Here is a 21,430-nt window from a genome sequence, read left to right as displayed (position 1 = left end):
ATTTTTTTGATTTTTTTCGGAGAGAGAGAGATTCGAACTCTCGGATGATTTCTCATCGGCGGTTTTCAAGACCGCTGCCTTAAACCACTCGGCCACCTCTCCTTAAAAATATAATGTTTTAATTATGAAACATTGATAATGTTAAAACATTCTATTGATAAATGTAAAGACAATTTTTTATTTTATCAGAATTTTATATAAATAGTTTTATATTTATAAAATTTTATTGTAATTTTATTTTTTTTCCTATAATATAAAAATTATAGGCGTGTTGACAGATTGGTTATGTAGCGGACTGCAAATCCGTATAACCCGGTTCGATTCCGGGATACGCCTCTAAAAGCCCGGATGGTGAAATTGGTAGACACAAGGGACTTAAAATCCCTCGGCTTTAAAAGCTTTGCGGGTTCAAGTCCCGCTCCGGGTACCATATTAGATTTATTATAATAAAGCCTGATAAACTTTATATAGCTTTGTTTTTCTTATAATATTAAATTTTTTAAAATTTTTTTTCAAAATAAAATCATAATTAAAACAACTATTTACAACAAATCTAAGTTCTCCTTTTTTTTTTAAGTATTTCGATCCCATAATTATAATATTCTGAATGATATTAAAATTTACTTTTAAATCATTGTGAAATGGTGGATTTGATATAATTAAATTAAATTTATTAAATACATTTGAATAAAGATTGCTAGATAGTACTTTTGCGGATAATTGATTAGAGACAAGCGTTTCTTGACTAGATATTATTGCAGATTCTTTATTATCTATCATAGTAACTATAGAATTTGGTGAATTTTTAAGTAAACATACTGATAAAAAACCTGATCCACATCCTATATCTAATATTTCACCATGAATATTTTTAGAAAAAGTAGAAGCAAGTAATTGACTACCTAAATCTATTTTTTTATAACCAAATACTCCTGGCAAACATTTGATATATAAATTTTCCCAAATATGTGTTTTAAAAAAATCTTTTAATATAAATTTTGTTTTATGTTTAAGAATACCCGCAAATAAAATAGAATGTTTTGCACTTTCTAATTTATTTATATGTATCCATTTTTTTAATATTTTTGTTGCACTTTTTACTCCGCATGAATTATTTCCTACAATAAAAATTTCGGTTCCTATAGAGAAACAAGATAATAAATTATATAATTGGAATTTTGCTTCTGATTTACTTTTAGGCCAATAGTAAATAAGCGTATTATAATTTTCAACAGCTTTTTTTGAGACAAGTAAATTGTAATATATATGAATTTTTTTAAGATAATATGTTTTCTTTTCATAGAAATCATTTTTTACATTAAGATGTAAACTTGTTTTTATACTAGATAAATATCTTGGTAATTCGTCTTGTATGTTTCCTGAAAAAAAAATTTTTTTGTTTTTAAAAATATTTTGATAACGTAATATAAGCTGACTATTCTGAGAAAATAACAAAATTTTGATCGTCCTTATGAACTTTATAGTTAAAAAAATTTAATATTTCATTAATTAGAAATTTGATATAAATTCTATATTAATTTCATTTTAAAATACTTTAAATGATCTGAAACTCTAAAAAATAGAAATTGTTATCAAATGATATTTATATTATAATTTAACTAAATTAATTTGTATTAGTTTTTAAAAAACAATACATGTACATTTAATATGCATATAAATATAAATTATTGAGCAATATATATGCAAAAAACGTCTATTGAAATAAAAGGCAGTAATTTTACATTATTAGTATTATACCTAAAAAGTGATAATATAGACTTAATTGATAAGTCATTATATAAAAAAACTCAGGAATATCCTCAATTTTTTAAAAATGCGCCTATTATTCTTAATATATCACATTTATCATTAAACCAAAAAAATTGGAGAAAAATACAAGAAGTTATTATTTCGCATAGTTTTTTTATTGTAGGCGTAACTGGTTGTAAAGATAACTATCTTAAAAAAATTATTGTTAATTCAGGATTACCTGTTTTATTAGAAGGAAAGAAATTAGAAAATATAGAAAATAATATAAATCAAAAAATTAGTTTTTTTTATAAAACGCATAATATTGAAAATGTAATTAATAAAGATATCAAGAAAAAAATAGAAAAAACACATATCATCAATACACCTGTGCGTTCAGGGCAAAAAATATATGCCAAATATTCTGATTTAATAGTCACAAATAATGTTAGCGCAGGAGCAGAATTAGTTGCTGATGGTAACATCCATGTCTATGGATCGGTTAGAGGAAGAGTTCTTGCAGGTGCCAACGGAGATATTACAAGTAACATATTTTGTACAGCATTATTTGCTGAATTATTGTCAATATCTGGTGAATATTGGTTGTCAGATCAAATACCATTGAAGTTTATTGGAAAATCAGCGCAAATTTATTTACGTAATAAAATTTTAACTATAAATTCTCTTAGTTAAAAGTGCATGTTTAGGAACTTTCTATATGACACGGATTATTGTAGTTACTTCAGGGAAAGGAGGTGTAGGTAAAACTACTTCAAGTGCCGCTATTGCAACCGGTCTAGCAAAAAAAGGAAAAAAAACTGTTGTAATAGATTTTGATATAGGTTTAAGAAATTTAGATTTAATTATGGGATGTGAGCGCAGAGTAGTATATGATTTTGTTAATGTGATTCAAGGTGAAGCAAAAATTAATCAAGCTTTAATCAAAGATAAAAAAACAAAGAATCTATTTATTTTACCGGCATCTCAAACTAGAGATAAAGAAGCTCTAACATATTTGGGAGTTGAAAAAGTTTTAAATGAACTAATTAAAATGAATTTTGATTTTATTATTTGTGATTCGCCTGCTGGAATTGAAAAAGGAGCTATTTTATCATTGTATTTTGCAGATGAAGCTATTATTACTACAAATCCAGAAGTTTCTTCAGTTCGAGATTCCGATCGAATATTAGGAATTATATCATCAAAATCAAAAAGATCTGAAGATAATAATATCCCTATCAAAGAACATCTCTTATTAACACGTTATAATCCAACACGCGTTAAAAACGGCGAGATGCTAAGCATGAATGATGTTTTAGATATACTTCGTATACCAATTATTGGTGTAATTCCTGAAGATGCATCTGTATTGCGAGCATCAAATCAAGGAGAATCTGTGATTTTAGATAATAATTCTAATGCAGGACATGCTTATTTTGATACGGTTAACCGATTATTAGGTGAAAATCATAAGTTTCGTTTTATTGAAGAAGAAAAAAAAAGTTTTTTACGACGTTTATTCGGGAGATAGATATGGCTTTGTTAGATTTTTTTTTATCCCGGAACAAAAATACAGCTCATGTGGCTAAAGAAAGATTGCAAATTATTGTCGCAGAACGAAGAAAATTTCAAAATGAACCAGATTATTTCCCGCAATTAAAACGTGAAATACTTTCTGTAATTTGTAAATATGTAAACATAGATCCTAACATGGTAACAATACAGTTAGAACAAAAAAATAAAGATATTTCTATATTAGAATTAAATGTTGTTTTACCGGATTAATAACTAAAATATTTTATCAAATTTAATTTATATTGTAGTTAATAACAATTAGATCAATACTGAAGTATTTTAGTATTTCAGTATTGAAATTTTTATATTTAAAAAATATTATTTAAATAATTAGGTTCTAATTTAGTAAAATGTAAAAAATTCTTGTTTTTTATATTTAACAAAGAAAATGGAATTAAATCTTTTGCATTAGGCGATATATTTTTTATTTTTTCATAGTTAAAAAAATTTTTTGAATTAAATTTTTCTAATCCGTTACCGACGAAAAACCAATCATTATCCAAATTCTTTGTTTCTTCTTTAATGTCATCAGAATGTATTAGAACTTCTGTTTTATTTCCGATCCATAATAATCTACTATCTTTAATATATTTAGATAAATATATTTTATCAATTCCAGCTGCAATAGCAACTAATATTTTTTTTTGATGATATTTCCTCCAGGCTTTTTCTGCCATTATAGCTAGAGTAGAAATTCCTAAGATAGGAATATTCAAGCTTAAAGATAAACTTTGAGCGACTCCTATAGCAATTCGTATTCCAGTAAAATTTCCTGGACCTTTTGAAAAGATTACATAATTAATGTCTTTAAATGTTATTTTCGCAAGTAATAGTATTTTTTTAATCATTGGTAATATTTTTATAGTATGCTCTTTATTACAGTAATCTGATAACGAATATATTTTTTTTTTATATACAGCTACTGAGCAATAATTCATCGAAGTATCAATCGCTAAAATTATGTTAGACATACTTTTCTCAAAATTAAAAATTTATTTATTTTATTACTAGTAAATATTTTTAAAATTACAATTATTTAAATTTTATAAATATTTTATTTTTTAGTAATACGAACTAAATCAATACGATATTCTGTTGCTTTAACAATATGAAATGAAAAAGAATTAATATGAATTGTTTCTCCTGGGGTAGGTAATTGTCCATTTTGAGCTATTAGTAACCCTCCCAAGGAAGCACAATCATCTTCTTTAATAAGTTCTTTTGTATTAAGTAATTGTTGTAATGAATGTAAATCTGTTTCTCCTTTTACTAACCAACTATTCTGCTCCTTTATGATATCTGGTGTTTCATCAGCATCTGGGAATTCTCCAGCTATAGCTTCTAAAACATCTAATGGGGTAATTAATCCTTGTACTACTCCAAATTCATTACTAACAATTACAAAGCTTCCTTGAGCGCGACGAAGAACACCTAAAAGATTTATAGGATCAAGAGTATCAGGTATAATGATAGGTGGTATTTGAGAAGAAAATTTATAAACATCTATATTTTTTTCAATCGCTACCAGTAATTCTTTAGCACGCACAATACCGATAATTTCATCTAATTCACCTTTGCAAACTGGAAACAAACTATGAGGCGTATCTAATAATTGAGCACGGATTTCATTAGTGTTTTTCTCTGTATTAACCCAAGATATATTACTTCTTGGTGTCATAATACTTTTAATTGATCGACCAGCTAATGTAAGAACTCCGTTAATCATATACTTTTCTTCATCTTGAAATGTTTCTGTTTCTAATGGGGGGGTAATAGTTATTTTTTCATTTTTATTCAATTGTGTATTAGCGATATTTTTGTTTTTATTTTTTTCCCTTATCATTAATCGCAGAATTGCTTCGGCAGCTCTTTGTCTCATAGGTTTTCTAGATTGATTTTTCATAAAATTATGCCGAGCTATTTGATTAAATATTTCGATTAAAATAGAAAATCCTATAGCTGTGTATAAATATCCCTTTGGGATATAAAACTTCAATGCTTCTGAAACTAAACTAAATCCAATCATTAACAAAAAACTAAGACACAATACTACAACTGTTTGATGTAAATTAATGAAATTAGTTAGTGCTTTCGAAGCTAATAACATAAGTATCGTAGCTAATATAACTGCAATCATCATAATTAATAGTTGATTTACCATCCCAACTGCTGTAATAATAGCATCTAATGAAAAAACTGCATCTAAAACAACAATTTGAATCACTACAGCCCAGAAACCAGCATAATTTTTATTTTCTGTACTATCATGATCTTCATTTTCTAATCGCTCATGTAATTCAATTGTAGCTTTAAATAACAAAAATAAACCACCAATAAGTAAAATCAAGTCACGAACTGATAAGACAAAAAATCTATTGTTAATAATAGGAGTAGTTAAAGTTACTATCCAAGATATAAATGATAATAACCCTAATCTCATTATCAGCGCTAATCCTAAACCAATTAATCGCGCTTTATCTCGTTGATTAGGAGGTAATTTTTCTGATAAAATTGCTACAAAAATTAAATTATCAATTCCTAGTACTACTTCTAAAACTACTAGCGTTAATAAGCCGGCCCAAGTTGACGGTTCTAAAAAAAAATCCATCAGAAAAACTCCGTAAAAAAAAATAGGACAGCATAGTATTTAATGTATTTTATATAAATATTACATATTTTATTTTCGAGAAGATGAAAAATAATTTAGATATATCTAGATCTATATTTGAATAAAACAGATTTTGAGAGAATTTATCTGTGAAGTTAAAATATTTTTAATTAATTTTTTAGATTATTAATTTTTGATATTTTATATTTTTTAACTGCATACTTAAAAAAATTTCTCTGATTTTTAACAAAAATATTTTATAAAAATTTTTTTTATTTTTATATATAATATATGTTAATTACAAAAGGATTTTTTCTTGAATTTTAAGCTCAATATTTTATCTTTTTATAGTATTTTAAAAACGTTACTTTGAATAAATGAAGAGTATATAAATATATTTTTTTATTTAATTAATTAATAAAACTAAAATTTTAAGATTTTTTAAATTACTTAACTAAATTTTTAATTTTACTCATTTTTTCGTTTTGAAAAATTTTTAATTTTTTAATTATATTTAGAAATTAAAAATATTACTATATAGAGTAATTGAGTAGGTTATAGATTTCAGATATTTAAAAAAATTTTTTAATTTTAAAATTAAAAATAAAATTGTTGCTTTTTTAAACTATATTTGCAATTGATTATAAACGTTTTTACGTTAAAATACAAGCTTAAAAAAATTTAATAAAGAATAAATTTGTATTTATTTTTTCTCTTAATAGATATATTTCTACTAAGAGAAATTTTTATGCAATTTATTTTACATATATTTTCTATTATTTAATGCTTGTATTCTTTTATCTAAAGAAGGATGAGATGCAAACAATTCTACTGATTTAGACCTACCATTAATACAAAGTGTAATGATACTCTGTGATTCTTGCGCTTCGTAGCTTGATTTTAATTTATTTAACGCTGCAATCATTTTTTTACGTCCAACTAATTTAGCAGCACTAGCATCTGCGTAAAATTCTCGATGCCTAGAAAACCACATGGTAATGATAGTTGCGAACATACCAAATGTTATTTCTAACATTGTTGAAATTATAAAAAAAACAAATGAATTTCTTTCGTTCGTATCATTTTCATCATTATTACTCGATAGAAAACTATTTAATATTTGTGAAACAATACGAGATATAAAAATAACAAAAGTATTAACTACTCCTTGTATTAAACTCATGGTAATCATATCTCCGTTAGCGATATGACTAATTTCGTGACCGATAACTGCTTCTGCTTCATTTTTAGTCATTTTTTCTAATAGTCCGGATGATACTGCAATTAATGCTGAGTTTCTTCGAGGACCTGTTGCAAATGCATTTATATCAATAGCATCATATGTTGCAATTTGAGGTGTTTTTATTCCTTTTTGAACTGATTGTTTATGTACAGTTTCAATTAGCCATTTTTCTATATCATTACTAGGAGATCTGATTACTCTTCCATTTACTGAGCGCAGTGCGATCCATTTAGATATAAGTAGCGATACAAGAGATCCACTAAAACCAAACAAACTAGAGATAATAAATATACCATAAATACTATCCGAAGCAATTCCCGTTAATGCAAGAATTAAAGCAAATATTGATGTAACTGCTAAGTTAGTTATTAAGAAAAGAATGATACGTATCATAAGGTATTATCTTCCTCAATTCAGCCAAATAGTATTTTAAAATTAATTTTTAAATAGTAGTTATATAAAAAATTTAATTTTTAAATTAAATATGTAAAAATATTTTTATAATAACATGTTTTTGTTAAAAAATTCAAGATAGATCAATTTATTATATTTCAATCAAATTTATGCCAATATCTCCCATCTTTCATAATAATTTTATTTGCGTTTTTTGGCCCCCATGTACCTGCGGAATATAATTCAAGGGTACTTTTTTTGTTTTTTTTCCAACCTTCTATAATAGGATCAATCCACTTCCATGCTTCTTCTACTTCTTCACGACATACAAAGAAAGATTGATCTCCTTTCATAGCTGCCAATAAAAGTCTTTCATAAGCATCAATATAATTTTGATGTTTATTTGTCAATAAATTTGATTGAATTCTTTCATTTTTCAATTGATATGTTTCACTTAATCCTGATATTCTTTTTAAAAAATCTATTTTAATGTTTTCGTTGGGATCTAATCGTATAATTAGTTTATTTCGAGATAAATCATCATTATGATCTTTGAATAAATTAATTGGCATTTTTTTGAATACAATTACTATCTCTGAATATTTTTCTGCTAATCTTTTACCAGTCCTTAAATAAAAAGGCGTACCTAACCACTGATCATTCTTAAGATCTACCTTAATACATACAAATGTTTCAGTTTGACTTTTTAAATTTGCTCCATTTTCTTCTAAATATGAGGGAACCTTTTTCCCCTGAATATTACCTGCGGTATATTGACCTCTTATAGTTTTAACATTTACGTTTTCTATGTTAATAGATCTTAATGTACGTAAAATTTTTATTTTTTCATTTCTAATGCTTTCTGGTGAAATATTTTTCGGTTGATCCATTGCAATTATAGTTAATATTTGTAAAAGATGGTTTTGAACCATATCTTTTGTTTGTCCCATTTCATCAAAATAGTTCCATCTATTTTCAACGCCTACTTGTTCAGAAACAGTAATTTGTACATGATCAATGATTTTATTATTCCAATTATTAAAAAATAATGAATTAGCGAATCGCAAAGAAAGTAAATTTAGTATTGATTCTTTACCTAGATAGTGGTCAATTCTAAAAATTTGTGATTCTAAAAAATATTTAGATATTTGATCATTAATTGCTTTACATGTCTTTAAGCATACTCCTAATGGTTTTTCTATGATTATTCTTGCAGGAAATAAATTTAAATTAATTTTTCCTAATCTTTCAAAAATAGTATTAAACACACTTGGAGGAACAGCACAATAGTAAATAGTTATGTTTTTTGTTTGATTTAATATTTTTTTTAATTTTATAAAACATAGTTCTTTGAAAATATCAAGATTTAAAAAATATAAACGTGCGCTTAATTTATTCCAAATATTTTCATCGATTTTGTTTATCAAAAATTTTTTAATTGCTGTTTTTACTACTTTTATATATTCTTCTTTAGTCCAATTGGCACGTCCTGCTCCAATGATGCGTGTTTCAGGATGTATTTTTTTACATTCTTCTAACTTATATAAAGCAGGTAACAATTTTCTTTGAGCTAAATCTCCCTTAGCTCCGAAAATAACTAAATCGCAAGATTGAATAGTTTCGATCATAAAAATTCTCTTTTTTAAAATAAAATATTTTATATTGTTAAAAACATAAAAAATTAATAAACTATTTTTAGAAATAATTAGGTATTAAAATATATTTTTAAGATTTTTTATTTAATATCATCTATTATTAATATTAAATCTAAAATTTTTTTATCAATTTTACTAAATAAATAAGCATAAATAAACGTTTGGTACTTTTTATATTTTATTTTTCAAATTAATTTTGAAAATAAAATGCACTTAAAATATTATAATAAAATAAATTGCTAGAGGTATTCATGTTAACTCGTTTAAGAAGAACTAAAATTGTTGCTACTTTGGGTCCTGCTACAGATAAAAATGATAATCTTAAAAAAATTATTGAATCTGGAGCCAACGTTCTTCGTTTAAATTTTTCTCATGGTTCTCCTGATGAACATGTTGAAAGAGCTAAAAAAGCAAGAGAAATAATGTTAAATTTAAATTGTAATATTGCCTTACTCGGTGATTTGCAAGGACCTAAAATTAGAATTTCTAAATTTAAAAAAAATAGTGTTTTGCTTCAGAAAAATGAAATTTTTATATTAGATTCAAATTTGCATGATACTGATGGTAATCAAGAAAGAGTTGGAATTGATTATAAGCAATTGCCATATGATTTAAATATTAATGATATTTTACTGTTAGATGATGGTAAAATACAACTAAAAGTGTTAAAAGTTACAGATTTTGAAATATATACTATAGTTATTGTGGGGGGAGTTTTATCAAATAATAAAGGTATTAATAAGTTAGGTGGTGGATTATCAGCTCATTCTTTAACAGAAAAAGATAGAAAAGATATAATACTCGCATCTGAAATAGATGTGGATTATTTAGCTGTATCTTTTCCTAGATGCGGAGAAGATTTAAAAAAAGCAAGATATTTATTAAAGAAAGCAGGTAGTCAAGCTAAAATTATCGCAAAAATAGAGAGGGCAGAAGCTGTAAGTAGTCAAAATTCAATAGAAGATATAATACTATCTTCAGACGCTATTATGATTGCTAGAGGAGATTTAGGGGTAGAAATTGGAGATGCAGAACTTGTCGGTATTCAGAAAAATTTAATTAGAAGTGCTAGAAAATTAAATAAAGTAGTTATTACAGCAACTCAGATGATGGAATCTATGATTTTAAATCCATCACCTACTCGTGCGGAAGTAATGGATGTTGCAAACGCTGTATTAGATGGGAGTGATGCAGTTATGTTATCTGCTGAAACCGCCTCTGGTAAATATCCTTCAGAAACTGTTTTAAATATGTCAAAGGTTTGTATGGGAGCTGAAAAAATACCTAGTATTAATGTATCTAGACATCGCATCAATATAAAATTTAATGATATAGAAGAAACTATTGCTATGTCAGCTATGTATGCGGCGAATCATTTAAATGGAATTACAGCAATTATTACCATGACAGAATCCGGTAAAACTGCTTTAATGACTTCTCGAATTACATCTGGATTACCTATTTTTGCTTTATCAAAGCATAAAAAGACTTTAAATTTATCTACTTTATACAGAGGTGTAGTTCCTATTTATTTTGATAGTCAACATGATGGAGTGAAAGCTGCTAATGAAGCTATAATGTTATTATGTAAAAAAGGTTTTTTATTTAATAACGATTTAGTGATTGTTACTCAAGGAGACGTAATGGGAAAAACAGGGAAAACAAATACTAGCAGAATTTTAAAAGTTATTTGTTAGTTTTAATGCATGCTAATAATTTAAATATATTTAAAAAATCATTTTAACTTGGATAAAATGATTTTAGATGTTTTGAAATATAAAATTAATTCTTTTGGTGTAAGTGGTTCTATAAAACTAAATCGAGCATCTGCTGGATTAATTGCATGTTTATTCATCCATATTTCATAATGTAAATGTGGTCCAGTTGTTCTTCCAGAATTTCCAGATAACGCAATTTTTTGATTAATTTTGATATTTTGATCTGTTTTAACTAAGATTTTTTTAAGATGCATATATTTAGTTATGCATTGATTGAAATTTTTTAAAACTATATAAAAACCTGAGATTTTATTAAATCCTGTTTTTATTATTTTCCCATTACTAGTAGCTAAAACTAAAGTTCCTTGTGGCATTGCTAAATCCACCCCTAAATGACGACTTATACGATGCGTAATTGGATGAATACGATGCAAATTAAAAGAAGAAGAAATTCGATATTTTTTTAACAATGCAAAATTCATAATCATATTTGATTTATTGAAACCGTTAATATCATAAAAGTTTCCATTCATAGCTCTTATAGCGTAATACGTTTTTCCTATATTATTTAATTTTATAGCTAGTAATATGTTTTTATTTTTTTTTGAATTTATTTTTTCTCTTAAAAAAATTAAATCAAACGTACTATGAGGATTTATTTTTCGGAAACTAATTTGCCATTCTATAGCCTTAATAATAGTATTAATATCAAATGAATTTAATCCTTTTTTACGTGCGCTTCTAAAAAAATTAGAATTTTTCTGAATATAAATTCTTTTTTTAAATAATGTGTTATTTGATAAGAACGAAATAAAACTAGATTCATTTTTACATGTCATAAAATTTTTAAAAAATGAAGAATTAATATGCTTATTTTTTTCAGATTTAGTGCTGTCTTTTGAATTATTTATTAATTGGTCATGTTTTTTAAGATTAAAAAGTTGATTAGAAAATATTTTTTTTTCTTTTAGCAAAATGCTGCAACTTGATAATATCAAAGTCAAAATAATAGTTTTTATAAAAAATATAAACATATTATAAAAATTAAATATATAATTTAAATATAAATATTTTAAAAATAAAGAAATTTTTTTATAAACGTACTGCACTTTTGATTTCCTCGAGTAATTTTTACCAGATAATATGTTAATTGGAAAGTATAATAAATATAAAAATATAATTAAATAAAAAAATTGATAATATAAAAATCTAAAATGAAAAATATTTAATTTTATATTTAAAATAACTATTAGAACATTTTTCTATATTATCAATTTTTTAATGATTTTACTTTTTACTGAATGTTTTATAAAAAAATTAAATCTTTTAATTTATCAAAATTTTTAAGGAATATATTTTAAAATTATATAAATTAATTTAAAAGTCGATAAATTTTATTTAAATTTAAATGTTTGATTTTAAATATATAATATATAAAATACGTATTACGAACTCTTTTTAAAATTGTTTTTAAAAATTTATATATGAAAACAACCTTAAAAGTATACTATTAAATAATATTTTATATGTTGAATAACATAAAATAAAAAATTATAATTTATATTTTTAAAATAAAATATATATTCATTTTTAAAAAAATATTTTATAATATAAAAAATTACAATATAATATACAAAGTTTATTTTATTATGTTAGAATTTATTGTTTTAAAAAACATCTGTGTTAATTTATCCAATCGATCTATTCTTCATAATATATCATTATCTTTACACTCTAATTGTATAATTACATTAATTGGTCCAAACGGAGCTGGTAAGTCTACTTTAATACGTGTTATATTGGGTTTGATAAAACCTAATTTAGGAACAGTATTTCGATCTCCATATATATCTATTGGTTATGTGCCTCAAAAATTGCATCTTAATAATTTACTACCTATTACAGTAGAACGATTTATGCAATTATCTTGTCGAAAAAAAAACATAAATATCTTAAAAATATTAAAACGCGTAAAAGCAGAATCTTTTAGATATGCCTTATTAAAAACGTTATCTGGCGGTGAAATGCAACGCGTTTTGTTAGCTAGAGCTTTATTGAATAATCCTAATTTACTTGTATTAGACGAGCCAACACAAGGAATTGATGTAATGGGTCAATTAGACTTGTATAATTTAATTTATTCCATACGTGATGAGTTGAATTGTACTATATTAATAGTTTCTCATGATTTAAATTTTGTTATGGCTCGAACCGATCATGTTATTTGTTTAAATAAACACATTTGTTGTTCTGGTAGTCCTAAAACGGTATTTAAAAATTTAGAATTTATTTCAATATTTGGTTCAGAACGCATCAAAGAGATAGCAATTTATCATCATCATCACGATCATATTCATCAATATTAAAGCTATTAAATAAAATTTTAGAGATTTTTATATTATGTTTGAACTAATTTTTCCTGGCTGGTTGTCTGGAGTTTTTTTGTCTTTTGCTACAGGTCCTTTAGGTGCTTTTATAGTTTGGCGTCGTATGTCATCTTTTGGCGACACATTATCGCATTCATCTTTACTTGGATTAGCAATTTCTATAATATTACAAACTAATTCATTTTATATTATTTTAGTTTTTATAAGTTTACTTGCTCTTTGTCTGGCTTGGTTAGAAAAAATATTACCAATTTCATTAGAAACTATATTGACGATAATATCACATAGTTCACTATCTTTGGGAATGGTGTTAATTAGTCTTGTGTCTAATTCTAAACAAATTAATTTCAATAATTATTTATTTGGTGATTTGTTATCTATTAAAATATCTGATTTATTTTCTATTTTTTTAGGAAGCATCATAGTTCTAATGGTTTTAATTATTCGTTGGAATTCAATTTTATTGGTTACAATTAATCCTGAATTAGCTCAAATTGATGGCATAAATCTTTTTTATGTACGATTGACTTTAATGCTAACAACTGCTTTAACTATTTCTATTGCAATTAAGTTTGTAGGTGCATTGCTAATAACTTCTTTATTAGTTATTCCTCCTGCTACTGCACAATATTTTTCTAATTCTCCAGAAAAAATGGTAATCATAGGAATTTTAATAAGTATCTTATCTATTACAGGAGGAGTAATTTCATCTATATTTTTTCATATTCCTACAAGTCCATCTATTGTTTTGTTTGCTTCTTTGCTTTATTTATCAAGTGCTATAAAAAATTTTTTTTGTGAAAAATTATAATATTTATTCTACAGAAATATTTATACCTAAATCATTTAAATCTTTGTTTTTCACTTGGCTTGGAGCCTTAGTCATAAGACATGAAGCTGATGTTGTTTTAGGAAAAGCAATGACATCTCTAATGTTGTTTGTTTGTCTTAATAGCATTATTATTCTATCTAATCCTAAAGCTATTCCTGCATGAGGTGGGGCTCCATATTTTAATGCTTCTATTAAAAATCCAAACTTCTCTTTTTGATCTTTTTCATCTAATCCAATAATATTAAAAATTTTTTTTTGTATTTTAGCATCGTGAATTCTGACTGAACCACCACCAATTTCATATCCATTAATTACTAAATCATAACTATCTGATATAGAATTTTCTAAATTATTAACAATTTTTTTGTTACGGTTTTTTTTATATGCAGTAAAAGGATGATGAACAGATGAAAAATTTCCAAATTTATCTTTTTTAAACATAGGGAAGTTTATTACCCATAATGGTTTCCAAACATTTTTTTCAAAAATTTTAAAATCATCTCCTAATTTTATACGTAACATTCCTAATGATTTATTTACAATTTTTTCTGTATCAGCTATAATGAATAAAATATCTCCATTTTTAGCTTTTGTTTGATTTACAATTTTATTTAATATTTTTTCATTTAAAATACTTTTTATTGAGCTTTGAATACCATCTAATCCAATTTCATGTTGTTTAATTTTTATATAAAACAAATTTTTTGCACCAAATTGATTTACATAATTACAATATTTTTCAATTTTTTTTCGACTTATTTTTTCACCTTCAGAAAAAGATAATAAACCCATTCTATTTTTTTTTTCTGAATTAATTTTAAAAAAATCAAAAAATTTTTTTTTATTAAAAATTTTTAATATATCAATTATTTCCATTGGATTACGTAAATCGGGTTTATCGCATCCATATCGGTTCATTGCTTCATTAAAAGATATTGTAGGGAATTTATTTAAATTATAGTTTAATATTTTAAACCAAATTTTTTTTATTAATTTTTCTACAATATTTCGAATTTTTTTACTACTCATAAAAGAAACTTCAATATCAATTTGCGTAAATTCAGGTTGTCGATCAGATCTTAGATCTTCATCGCGAAAACATTTAACTATTTGATAATACTTATCGACTCCAGAAATCATTAATAACTGCTTAAATAACTGCGGTGATTGTGGTAAAGCATAAAATTTTCCTGGATAGTTTCTACTTGGAATTAGATAATCTCTAGCTCCTTCGGGAGTAGACTTTGTTAAAAATGGTGTTTCAATATCTAAGAAATTTTTTTTATTCATAAAATTTCTTACTAAATAAGTAACTTGGTTTCTAACTTTTAAATTTTCAATTAAAGCAAATTTTCGAAGATCTAAATAACGGTATTTTAATCTTAAATCATCACTATTATTATTTAAATAATCCAATGGAAGTGGATCTGAAATATTAAAAATATTTATTTTTTTAGCTAATATTTCTATTTCTCCGGTGTTTAATTTTAAATTTTTATTCTTAATGCTTCTCTTTTGTACCACACCTTGAATTTGAATACATGATTCATTTTTCAAAGTTGATGCTTTTTTAAAGATAAAATGATCATTTGATTCAAAAATTACTTGAACAATACCTGTACAATCTCTCAGATCTAAAAAAATAAATTGACCAAAATTTCTTATTTTATTTACCCAACCAGATAAAATTACGGATTTATATACATCAATTATTCTAATATTTCCACAGTATTTAGTGCGCATAAATTCTCTATCAAAATTTATTTTAATAATATTTTATTAAAATATAGTTTTTATTTTTAATTTTTTATGAAATCAATTTTTAGAAAAAATAATTGAAAAAATTAATTAGAAATTTTTAATTTTTATGACGTTTAATAAAGTAGTATATTTTTAAAATTCACTTTTTTGAGATTTATTAAATTATTATTATGACTTTACAAATTAACGACTTCTAAAAATAATTCTACCTTTTGTTAAATCATATGGTGTTAATTCAATGGTAACTTTATCACCTGTCAATATTCTAATATAATTTTTACGCATCTTTCCTGAAATATGAGCGGTAATAACATGTTTGTTTTCTAACTCTACACGAAACATTGTATTTGGTAATGTGTCTATAACTATTCCTTGCATTTCAATATTGTCTTCTTTAGGCATTATTTTTCTCTAAAATAATAAATTATAAAAAATTTTATGTTTTAATTATAACTGATACTAGTCATTTTGACTAGTATGTTTTGCTTAAGATAAAAGATTTAATCTGTCATTATAAGAATTTAAGTAACGTTCGCTATCTATTGCCGCCATACATCCACTAGCAGAAGATGTAATTGCTTGTTTATATACATGATCTGCAACATCACCTGCCGCAAAAATACCCGGGATACTTGTTTGTGTGTAATTTCCATGTTTTTCTGTTTTAATTTTAATATATCCATTTTCTGTTTCTAATTGATCTTTAAAAATATCTGTATTTGGAATATGCCCTATTGCAATAAATAGTCCAGATATAATGATTTGTTTTTGAATTGTTTTTATTGAGTGAAAATTATTTATAATTATATGTGTGACACCTAAATTATTTCCTAATATTTCTTTTATAGTATAATTTAAATGTAGTACAACTTTTTTATTTTTTACCAGTTCTAGTAGTCGATTAATTAGTATTTTTTCTGCTTTAAAATGTTCTCTGCGATGTATTAAATGTATTTTTTTTGCAAAATTTGACAAATATAATGTTTCTTCTATAGCTGTATTTCCTCCTCCAACTACTGCTATTTCTTTATTTTTGTAAAAAAATCCATCACATATTGCACAAGTAGAAACGCCTTTTCCTTTAAATTCTTCTTCTGAATTTAATCCTAAATAACGCGGATTTGAACCAGTAGCGATAATTACTGAATCAGCTGTGTATTTGTTTTCTTCGCCTAATAAGAAAAATGGTTTTTTGTTAAATTTTACTGTAATAATTTTATCAGATATAATTTCTGTTTGATATTTTTTTGCATGTTCATACATGCGATTCATTAATTCCGAACCAGTAATTTTATTTTTATCTCCAGGCCAATTTTCAATCTCATTAGTATTCATTAATTGACCTCCTTTATTGTCTCCGGTAATTAGTAAAGGTTTTAAATTTGCTCGAGCTGCATATATAGCAGCTGTATATCCAGCTGGTCCAGATCCTACAATAATTACTTTGGTATGTTTTTTGGTTTTCATATTATTCCTTTTTTATAATCAAAATTAAAAATATTAAATTTATTAATTTAATTATTTTTTTGATTTTATAAACTATTACATAAAATATATTAAAAAATTTTATTATTTCATTTTAACATTATTGTAATTTAGTTATAAAATAAAATTTAAAATATAAAATTTTAAATATTCATTTGATTAATACGATTAAATCGTTGATTATAAAATATAATCTACTAGTTAAAAAAATAAAAAATTTCAATTATTTTTAAAAGATACAAAATTATGTTAAATCCTTATTTATTACGCAAAGAATTACCTATAGTCGAAAAAAAATTGTTAAAAAAAGGCTTTCAATTAGATGTTTTATCTATATCTAAAATGGAAAATGAAAGAAAAATATTACAAGTTGAAACCGAGAATTTACAACATCAACATAAATTATTATCGGATTTGTTTAAAAAATCAAAAATTTTAAAAGAAAGTAATGAAAATTTGAAAAATAAAATTATTCAATCTATTAAAAATTTAAATATATTAAAAAATAAATTAAATATTTTAAAAGAAAAAATTTATAATTTTTCTATTTCTATACCTAATATACCATCTGAAGATGTTCCGGAAGGAACTGAATCGTATCATAATAAAGTAATAAAACACTGGGGTGAGAAAAAAAAATATAATTTTCCTATCCAAGATCATGTAAAAATAGGTGAAAAAATTAATCAAATAGATTGGAAATCTGCAGTTAAAATATCAGGTTCAAGATTTGTTGTTATGAAGGGGAATATAGCCCTTTTATATAGAGCTTTAAGTCAGTTTATGCTAGATTTTCATACTACTCAACATGGTTATATAGAAACCTATGTTCCTTACTTAGTAAACTATGACGCTTTATATGGTACAGGTCAACTACCTAAATTTAGTGATGATTTATTTCATGTTAGTAATATAAATCGAAAAAAATATATGTTAATACCTACTGCAGAAGTTCCTTTGACTAATTTATTTAGAGATGAAATATTAGATGAAAAAAATTTACCTATTATGTTAACTGCTTATACACCCTGTTTTAGATCGGAGTCTTCTTCTTATGGACGTGATGGTAAAGGTTTAATTCGTTTGCATCAATTTGATAAAGTAGAACTTGTTCAAATTGTTCAACCAGATCTATCTATGCAAACATTAGAAATTTTAACTAACCATGCAGAAAAAATTTTACAATTATTAGAATTACCATATAGAAAAGTTTTGTTATGCGGAGGAGAAATGAGTTTTTCTGCAACTAAAACATACGATTTAGAAGTATGGTTTCCTTCACAAAATAGATATAGAGAAATCTCATCTTGTTCAAATATGGGCGATTTTCAAGCACGTCGTATACGTACTAGATATCGAACAAAATTAGAAAAAAATAGCAATTTTGTGCATACATTAAATGGATCTGGTTTAGCTGTAGGTAGAACGCTAGCAGCGATATTAGAAAATTACCAACAAGCAGATGGTCGAATAAAGATTCCTAAAATATTACAAACTAAATATATGAAAAATATGAAATTTATAAATTAATTATATTTAATATTAATTGTTGGTGAGATAATGAATTCAATTTATAATTTTAGTGCTGGACCAGCGATGATTCCTAAAGATGTTCTTTGTAAAGCTCAAAAAGAATTGAAAAATTGGAACAATTTAAGATGTTCTATTATGGAAATTAGTCATCGTACTCAAGAGTTTTATCAGGTTGTTACAGAGGCGGAAAAAGATTTAAGAGACTTATTAAACATACCTGATAATTATAGAATATTATTTTGTCAAAGCGGAGCTAGAGGACAATTTTCAGCTGTTCCTATGAATTTAATAAGAAATTTTTCAGGAGCTGATTATATCAATAGTGGTTATTGGTCTAATTGTGCATTTGTAGAATCGAAAAAATATTGTAATCCTAAAAGTATATCAATTAAAAAAACGAAAAATAATAAAACTTATCTTTTAAAACCTTCAGAATGGAATATTAGCGATATTTCTGCATATATTCATTATTGCCCCAATGAAACTATAGATGGATTATCTGTATATGAAGAACCGAATTTCCACAATAAAATAGTCATTGGGGATTTTTCATCATTTATTTTATCTCGATCAATTAATATTGAAAATTATGGGCTTATTTATGCTAGTTCTCAAAAAAACATTGGTCCTTCAGGAATTACAATTATTATTATTAGACAAGATTTAATAGGATACGCTTCTAAATTATGCCCATCTGTTTTTGATTATAATACCCTTTACAAATATAATTCTATGTTTAATACACCACCGACATTTGCATGGTATTTATCGGGATTAATTTTTAAATGGCTTAAAAAAAAAGGTGGAATTAAAAAAATTGCTCAATTAAATAAAGAAAAATCAGATTTGTTATATGAAGTTATCGATAATAGTAAATTTTATATTAATAATATCAATAAAGAAAATAGATCTGAGATGAATGTTGTTTTTCACTTATTAAACTCAGAATTAGATAAAATATTTTTAGAAGAGTCAAAAAAAAATGGTTTATATGCTCTGAAAGGTCATTTAATAGTTGGTGGTATACGAGCTTCAATTTATAATGCTATGCCTCTGAAGGGTGTAAAAAAACTAGCAAAATTTATGTTATTTTTTGAAAAAAAATATGGATAAATGTTATTTATTTCTCAAATGAAGAGTGTTAACGTGTTATGCAAAAAATTTTACAATTAGATCCAGTATCTTATATAAATGGTGTTATTCATGTACCTGGATCAAAAAGTATTTCAAATAGAGCGCTATTATTATCAGCATTGGCTAATGGTGTCACTACTCTTAATAATTTATTAGATAGCGAAGATACTCAACATATGCTAGATGCTTTAAAAAAAATTGGGATTTGTTATTCACTATCTAATCAGAATAAAACTTGTCGCATTGAAGGAAACAGTAAAAAGTTTGAAGTTTCAGATTCTATTTCATTGTTTTTAGGTAATGCAGGTACAGCTATTAGACCGCTTCTTTCTGTTTTTTCTTTGTATAAAAATAACGTTTTATTGACTGGAAATAATAGAATGAATGAGAGACCTATTAAACATCTTGTTAAAGCTTTACAGCAAGGAGGTGCTACTATTGAATATAAAAATCATTTAGGATATCCTCCAATTTTGACTAAAGGTGGATTTAAAGGTGGTTCAATTATTTTAAATGGAAGTATTTCTAGTCAATTTTTAACATCATTGCTGATGATAGCTCCATTAGCAATAAAAAATACAACTATATCAATAAAAGGAGATTTAGTATCTAAACCTTACATAGATATTACAATAAACTTAATAAAATTATTTGGCATACATATTAAGCATGATGATTATTCTGTTTTTCATATTACAGGAAATCAAGAATATAAAACACCAGGACATTATACTATTGAAGGAGATGCTTCTTCAGCTTCATATTTTCTTGCAGCTTCTGCAATTAAAGGTGGATCAGTTAAAGTTCTTGGAATCGGTCAAAAAAGTATTCAAGGTGATATAAAATTTGCAGATATTCTTGAAAAGATGGGAGCAATTATTAGCTGGAGTGATTCTTTTATTATATCTACTCGCAATGAATTGAATGCAATAGATTTAGATATGAATCATATTCCTGACGCGGCTATGACCATTGCCATAGTAGCTTTGTTTTCTAAGGGAACTACTATCATTAGAAACATATATAATTGGCGAGTTAAAGAAACAGATAGATTATCTGCTATGAAAAATGAATTAAAAAAAATTGGTGCAATTGTTAAAGAGGGAAAAGATTTCTTATCTATAACTCCTCCAAATAATTTTAAATTAGCTCAAATCAATACATATGATGATCATCGTATGGCAATGTGTTTTTCATTGTTATGCTTATCTAATGTAGGTGTTAGAATTATTAATCCTAATTGTGTAGCTAAAACATATCCAAAATATTTTGAAGATTTTTCGACTATTTGTAAAAATTAATCTAATAAAATTTTTAAAGTACTAAAATGCAATATCTTTTTTTCGAAAACATTTTA

18 protein-coding genes and 3 tRNA genes are annotated in these 21,430 nt (G+C 25.0%); 11 read left to right on the top strand and 10 right to left on the bottom strand.

Annotation, left to right across the window (positions count from 1 at the left end; genetic code table 11):
- Nucleotides 1-17: 17 nt before the first annotated feature.
- Nucleotides 18-102, bottom strand: a tRNA-Ser gene (locus HU701_RS01875).
- Between the two features lie 163 nt (nucleotides 103-265).
- On the opposite strand from HU701_RS01875, the gene HU701_RS01870 reads away from it, so the two are divergent.
- A tRNA-Cys gene (locus tag HU701_RS01870) sits at nucleotides 266-336 on the top strand.
- A 6-nt stretch (nucleotides 337-342) separates the two neighbouring features.
- A tRNA-Leu gene (locus HU701_RS01865) sits at nucleotides 343-430 on the top strand.
- A gap of 11 nt (nucleotides 431-441) precedes the next feature.
- Here the strand turns inward: HU701_RS01865 and rsmC are convergent.
- Nucleotides 442-1,455: a 16S rRNA (guanine(1207)-N(2))-methyltransferase RsmC gene (gene rsmC, locus HU701_RS01860; protein WP_158346416.1), complete on the bottom strand. Its 1,014-nt coding sequence runs from the start codon at nucleotides 1,453-1,455 to the stop codon at nucleotides 442-444.
- Nucleotides 1,456-1,701: 246 nt separating this feature from the next.
- On the opposite strand from rsmC, the gene minC reads away from it, so the two are divergent.
- From minC to minE, 3 genes are read left to right on the top strand one after another with little or no spacing between them, the layout of a single operon-like run.
- Nucleotides 1,702-2,442 carry a septum site-determining protein MinC gene (minC, locus tag HU701_RS01855; RefSeq protein ID WP_158346414.1) on the top strand — a complete coding sequence of 247 codons (741 nt, stop codon included), beginning with the start codon at nucleotides 1,702-1,704 and terminating at the stop codon, nucleotides 2,440-2,442.
- 25 nt (nucleotides 2,443-2,467) lie between these two features.
- Entirely contained in the window at nucleotides 2,468-3,280 is an 813-nt protein-coding gene (gene minD, locus HU701_RS01850) for a septum site-determining protein MinD (protein ID WP_178919221.1), read from the top strand.
- A gap of 2 nt (nucleotides 3,281-3,282) precedes the next feature.
- A complete protein-coding gene (minE, locus tag HU701_RS01845) occupies nucleotides 3,283-3,534 on the top strand; it encodes a cell division topological specificity factor MinE (protein ID WP_053940279.1) in 252 nt (83 codons plus the stop codon).
- Nucleotides 3,535-3,632: 98 nt separating this feature from the next.
- Here the strand turns inward: minE and tsaB are convergent, their stop codons facing one another.
- From tsaB to zwf, 4 genes are all read right to left on the bottom strand, one after another.
- Nucleotides 3,633-4,295: a tRNA (adenosine(37)-N6)-threonylcarbamoyltransferase complex dimerization subunit type 1 TsaB gene (tsaB, locus tag HU701_RS01840; RefSeq protein WP_158346408.1), complete on the bottom strand. Its 663-nt coding sequence runs from the start codon at nucleotides 4,293-4,295 to the stop codon at nucleotides 3,633-3,635.
- Nucleotides 4,296-4,378: 83 nt separating this feature from the next.
- Nucleotides 4,379-5,932: a TerC family protein gene (locus tag HU701_RS01835; protein WP_158346406.1), complete on the bottom strand. Its 1,554-nt coding sequence runs from the start codon at nucleotides 5,930-5,932 to the stop codon at nucleotides 4,379-4,381.
- 760 nt (nucleotides 5,933-6,692) lie between these two features.
- Nucleotides 6,693-7,568, bottom strand: coding sequence for a protease HtpX (htpX, locus tag HU701_RS01830; RefSeq protein WP_158346404.1), 876 nt, complete (start codon nucleotides 7,566-7,568; stop codon nucleotides 6,693-6,695).
- Nucleotides 7,569-7,726: 158 nt separating this feature from the next.
- Complete coding sequence (zwf, locus tag HU701_RS01825; protein WP_178919219.1) at nucleotides 7,727-9,196, bottom strand: glucose-6-phosphate dehydrogenase; 1,470 nt, start codon at nucleotides 9,194-9,196, stop codon at nucleotides 7,727-7,729.
- A gap of 278 nt (nucleotides 9,197-9,474) precedes the next feature.
- On the opposite strand from zwf, the gene pyk reads away from it, so the two are divergent.
- On the top strand, nucleotides 9,475-10,920 hold the full coding sequence (pyk, locus tag HU701_RS01820; protein ID WP_158346400.1) for a pyruvate kinase: 1,446 nt from the start codon (nucleotides 9,475-9,477) through the stop codon (nucleotides 10,918-10,920).
- 38 nt (nucleotides 10,921-10,958) lie between these two features.
- On the opposite strand, the gene HU701_RS01815 is transcribed toward pyk, so the two are convergent.
- A complete protein-coding gene (locus HU701_RS01815; RefSeq protein WP_178919217.1) occupies nucleotides 10,959-11,975 on the bottom strand; it encodes a peptidoglycan DD-metalloendopeptidase family protein in 1,017 nt (338 codons plus the stop codon).
- Between the two features lie 615 nt (nucleotides 11,976-12,590).
- Between HU701_RS01815 and znuC the strand changes: the two genes are divergently transcribed.
- Nucleotides 12,591-13,307: a zinc ABC transporter ATP-binding protein ZnuC gene (znuC, locus tag HU701_RS01810; protein ID WP_158346396.1), complete on the top strand. Its 717-nt coding sequence runs from the start codon at nucleotides 12,591-12,593 to the stop codon at nucleotides 13,305-13,307.
- A 34-nt stretch (nucleotides 13,308-13,341) separates the two neighbouring features.
- On the top strand, nucleotides 13,342-14,139 hold the full coding sequence (znuB, locus tag HU701_RS01805) for a zinc ABC transporter permease subunit ZnuB (RefSeq protein ID WP_158346394.1): 798 nt from the start codon (nucleotides 13,342-13,344) through the stop codon (nucleotides 14,137-14,139).
- 3 nt (nucleotides 14,140-14,142) lie between these two features.
- On the opposite strand, the gene aspS is transcribed toward znuB, so the two are convergent.
- The 3 genes from aspS to trxB all read right to left on the bottom strand — a co-directional run bounded on the left by aspS (nucleotide 14,143) and on the right by trxB (nucleotide 17,388).
- Entirely contained in the window at nucleotides 14,143-15,903 is a 1,761-nt protein-coding gene (aspS, locus tag HU701_RS01800; RefSeq protein WP_178919215.1) for an aspartate--tRNA ligase, read from the bottom strand.
- Between the two features lie 201 nt (nucleotides 15,904-16,104).
- The gene (infA, locus tag HU701_RS01795) at nucleotides 16,105-16,323 is read right to left on the bottom strand and encodes a translation initiation factor IF-1 (RefSeq protein ID WP_158346390.1); all 219 of its coding nucleotides are present in this window, start codon (nucleotides 16,321-16,323) and stop codon (nucleotides 16,105-16,107) included.
- A gap of 84 nt (nucleotides 16,324-16,407) precedes the next feature.
- On the bottom strand, nucleotides 16,408-17,388 hold the full coding sequence (gene trxB, locus HU701_RS01790; protein WP_178919213.1) for a thioredoxin-disulfide reductase: 981 nt from the start codon (nucleotides 17,386-17,388) through the stop codon (nucleotides 16,408-16,410).
- A gap of 264 nt (nucleotides 17,389-17,652) precedes the next feature.
- Here trxB and serS point away from each other — a divergent pair, with 264 nt between their 5' ends.
- From serS to aroA, 3 genes are read left to right on the top strand one after another with little or no spacing between them, the layout of a single operon-like run.
- On the top strand, nucleotides 17,653-18,936 hold the full coding sequence (gene serS, locus HU701_RS01785) for a serine--tRNA ligase (protein WP_178919211.1): 1,284 nt from the start codon (nucleotides 17,653-17,655) through the stop codon (nucleotides 18,934-18,936).
- Between the two features lie 30 nt (nucleotides 18,937-18,966).
- On the top strand, nucleotides 18,967-20,052 hold the full coding sequence (gene serC, locus HU701_RS01780; protein ID WP_178919209.1) for a 3-phosphoserine/phosphohydroxythreonine transaminase: 1,086 nt from the start codon (nucleotides 18,967-18,969) through the stop codon (nucleotides 20,050-20,052).
- 38 nt (nucleotides 20,053-20,090) lie between these two features.
- On the top strand, nucleotides 20,091-21,374 hold the full coding sequence (aroA, locus tag HU701_RS01775; protein ID WP_178919207.1) for a 3-phosphoshikimate 1-carboxyvinyltransferase: 1,284 nt from the start codon (nucleotides 20,091-20,093) through the stop codon (nucleotides 21,372-21,374).
- Nucleotides 21,375-21,430 lie beyond the last annotated feature (56 nt).

The organism is Buchnera aphidicola (Aphis gossypii), assembly GCF_013394915.1.
Lineage (GTDB): Bacteria > Pseudomonadota > Gammaproteobacteria > Enterobacterales > Enterobacteriaceae > Buchnera > Buchnera aphidicola_AZ.
The sequence above is the reverse complement of the archived record's forward strand: the minus strand, read 5'-3'. Positions and strand labels throughout refer to the sequence as shown.

Coding starts and splice junctions, on each gene's coding strand:
- znuC (WP_158346396.1), top strand. CDS start 12,591: ATGTTAGAATTTATTGTTTTAAAAAACATCTGTGTTAATTTATCCAAT.
- infA (WP_158346390.1), bottom strand. CDS start 16,323: ATGCCTAAAGAAGACAATATTGAAATGCAAGGAATAGTTATAGACACA.
- serC (WP_178919209.1), top strand. CDS start 18,967: ATGAATTCAATTTATAATTTTAGTGCTGGACCAGCGATGATTCCTAAA.
- minE (WP_053940279.1), top strand. CDS start 3,283: ATGGCTTTGTTAGATTTTTTTTTATCCCGGAACAAAAATACAGCTCAT.
- minC (WP_158346414.1), top strand. CDS start 1,702: ATGCAAAAAACGTCTATTGAAATAAAAGGCAGTAATTTTACATTATTA.
- aroA (WP_178919207.1), top strand. CDS start 20,091: ATGCAAAAAATTTTACAATTAGATCCAGTATCTTATATAAATGGTGTT.
- pyk (WP_158346400.1), top strand. CDS start 9,475: ATGTTAACTCGTTTAAGAAGAACTAAAATTGTTGCTACTTTGGGTCCT.
- minD (WP_178919221.1), top strand. CDS start 2,468: ATGACACGGATTATTGTAGTTACTTCAGGGAAAGGAGGTGTAGGTAAA.
- trxB (WP_178919213.1), bottom strand. CDS start 17,388: ATGAAAACCAAAAAACATACCAAAGTAATTATTGTAGGATCTGGACCA.
- HU701_RS01815 (WP_178919217.1), bottom strand. CDS start 11,975: ATGTTTATATTTTTTATAAAAACTATTATTTTGACTTTGATATTATCA.
- zwf (WP_178919219.1), bottom strand. CDS start 9,196: ATGATCGAAACTATTCAATCTTGCGATTTAGTTATTTTCGGAGCTAAG.
- HU701_RS01835 (WP_158346406.1), bottom strand. CDS start 5,932: ATGGATTTTTTTTTAGAACCGTCAACTTGGGCCGGCTTATTAACGCTA.
- htpX (WP_158346404.1), bottom strand. CDS start 7,568: ATGATACGTATCATTCTTTTCTTAATAACTAACTTAGCAGTTACATCA.
- tsaB (WP_158346408.1), bottom strand. CDS start 4,295: ATGTCTAACATAATTTTAGCGATTGATACTTCGATGAATTATTGCTCA.
- znuB (WP_158346394.1), top strand. CDS start 13,342: ATGTTTGAACTAATTTTTCCTGGCTGGTTGTCTGGAGTTTTTTTGTCT.
- aspS (WP_178919215.1), bottom strand. CDS start 15,903: ATGCGCACTAAATACTGTGGAAATATTAGAATAATTGATGTATATAAA.
- serS (WP_178919211.1), top strand. CDS start 17,653: ATGTTAAATCCTTATTTATTACGCAAAGAATTACCTATAGTCGAAAAA.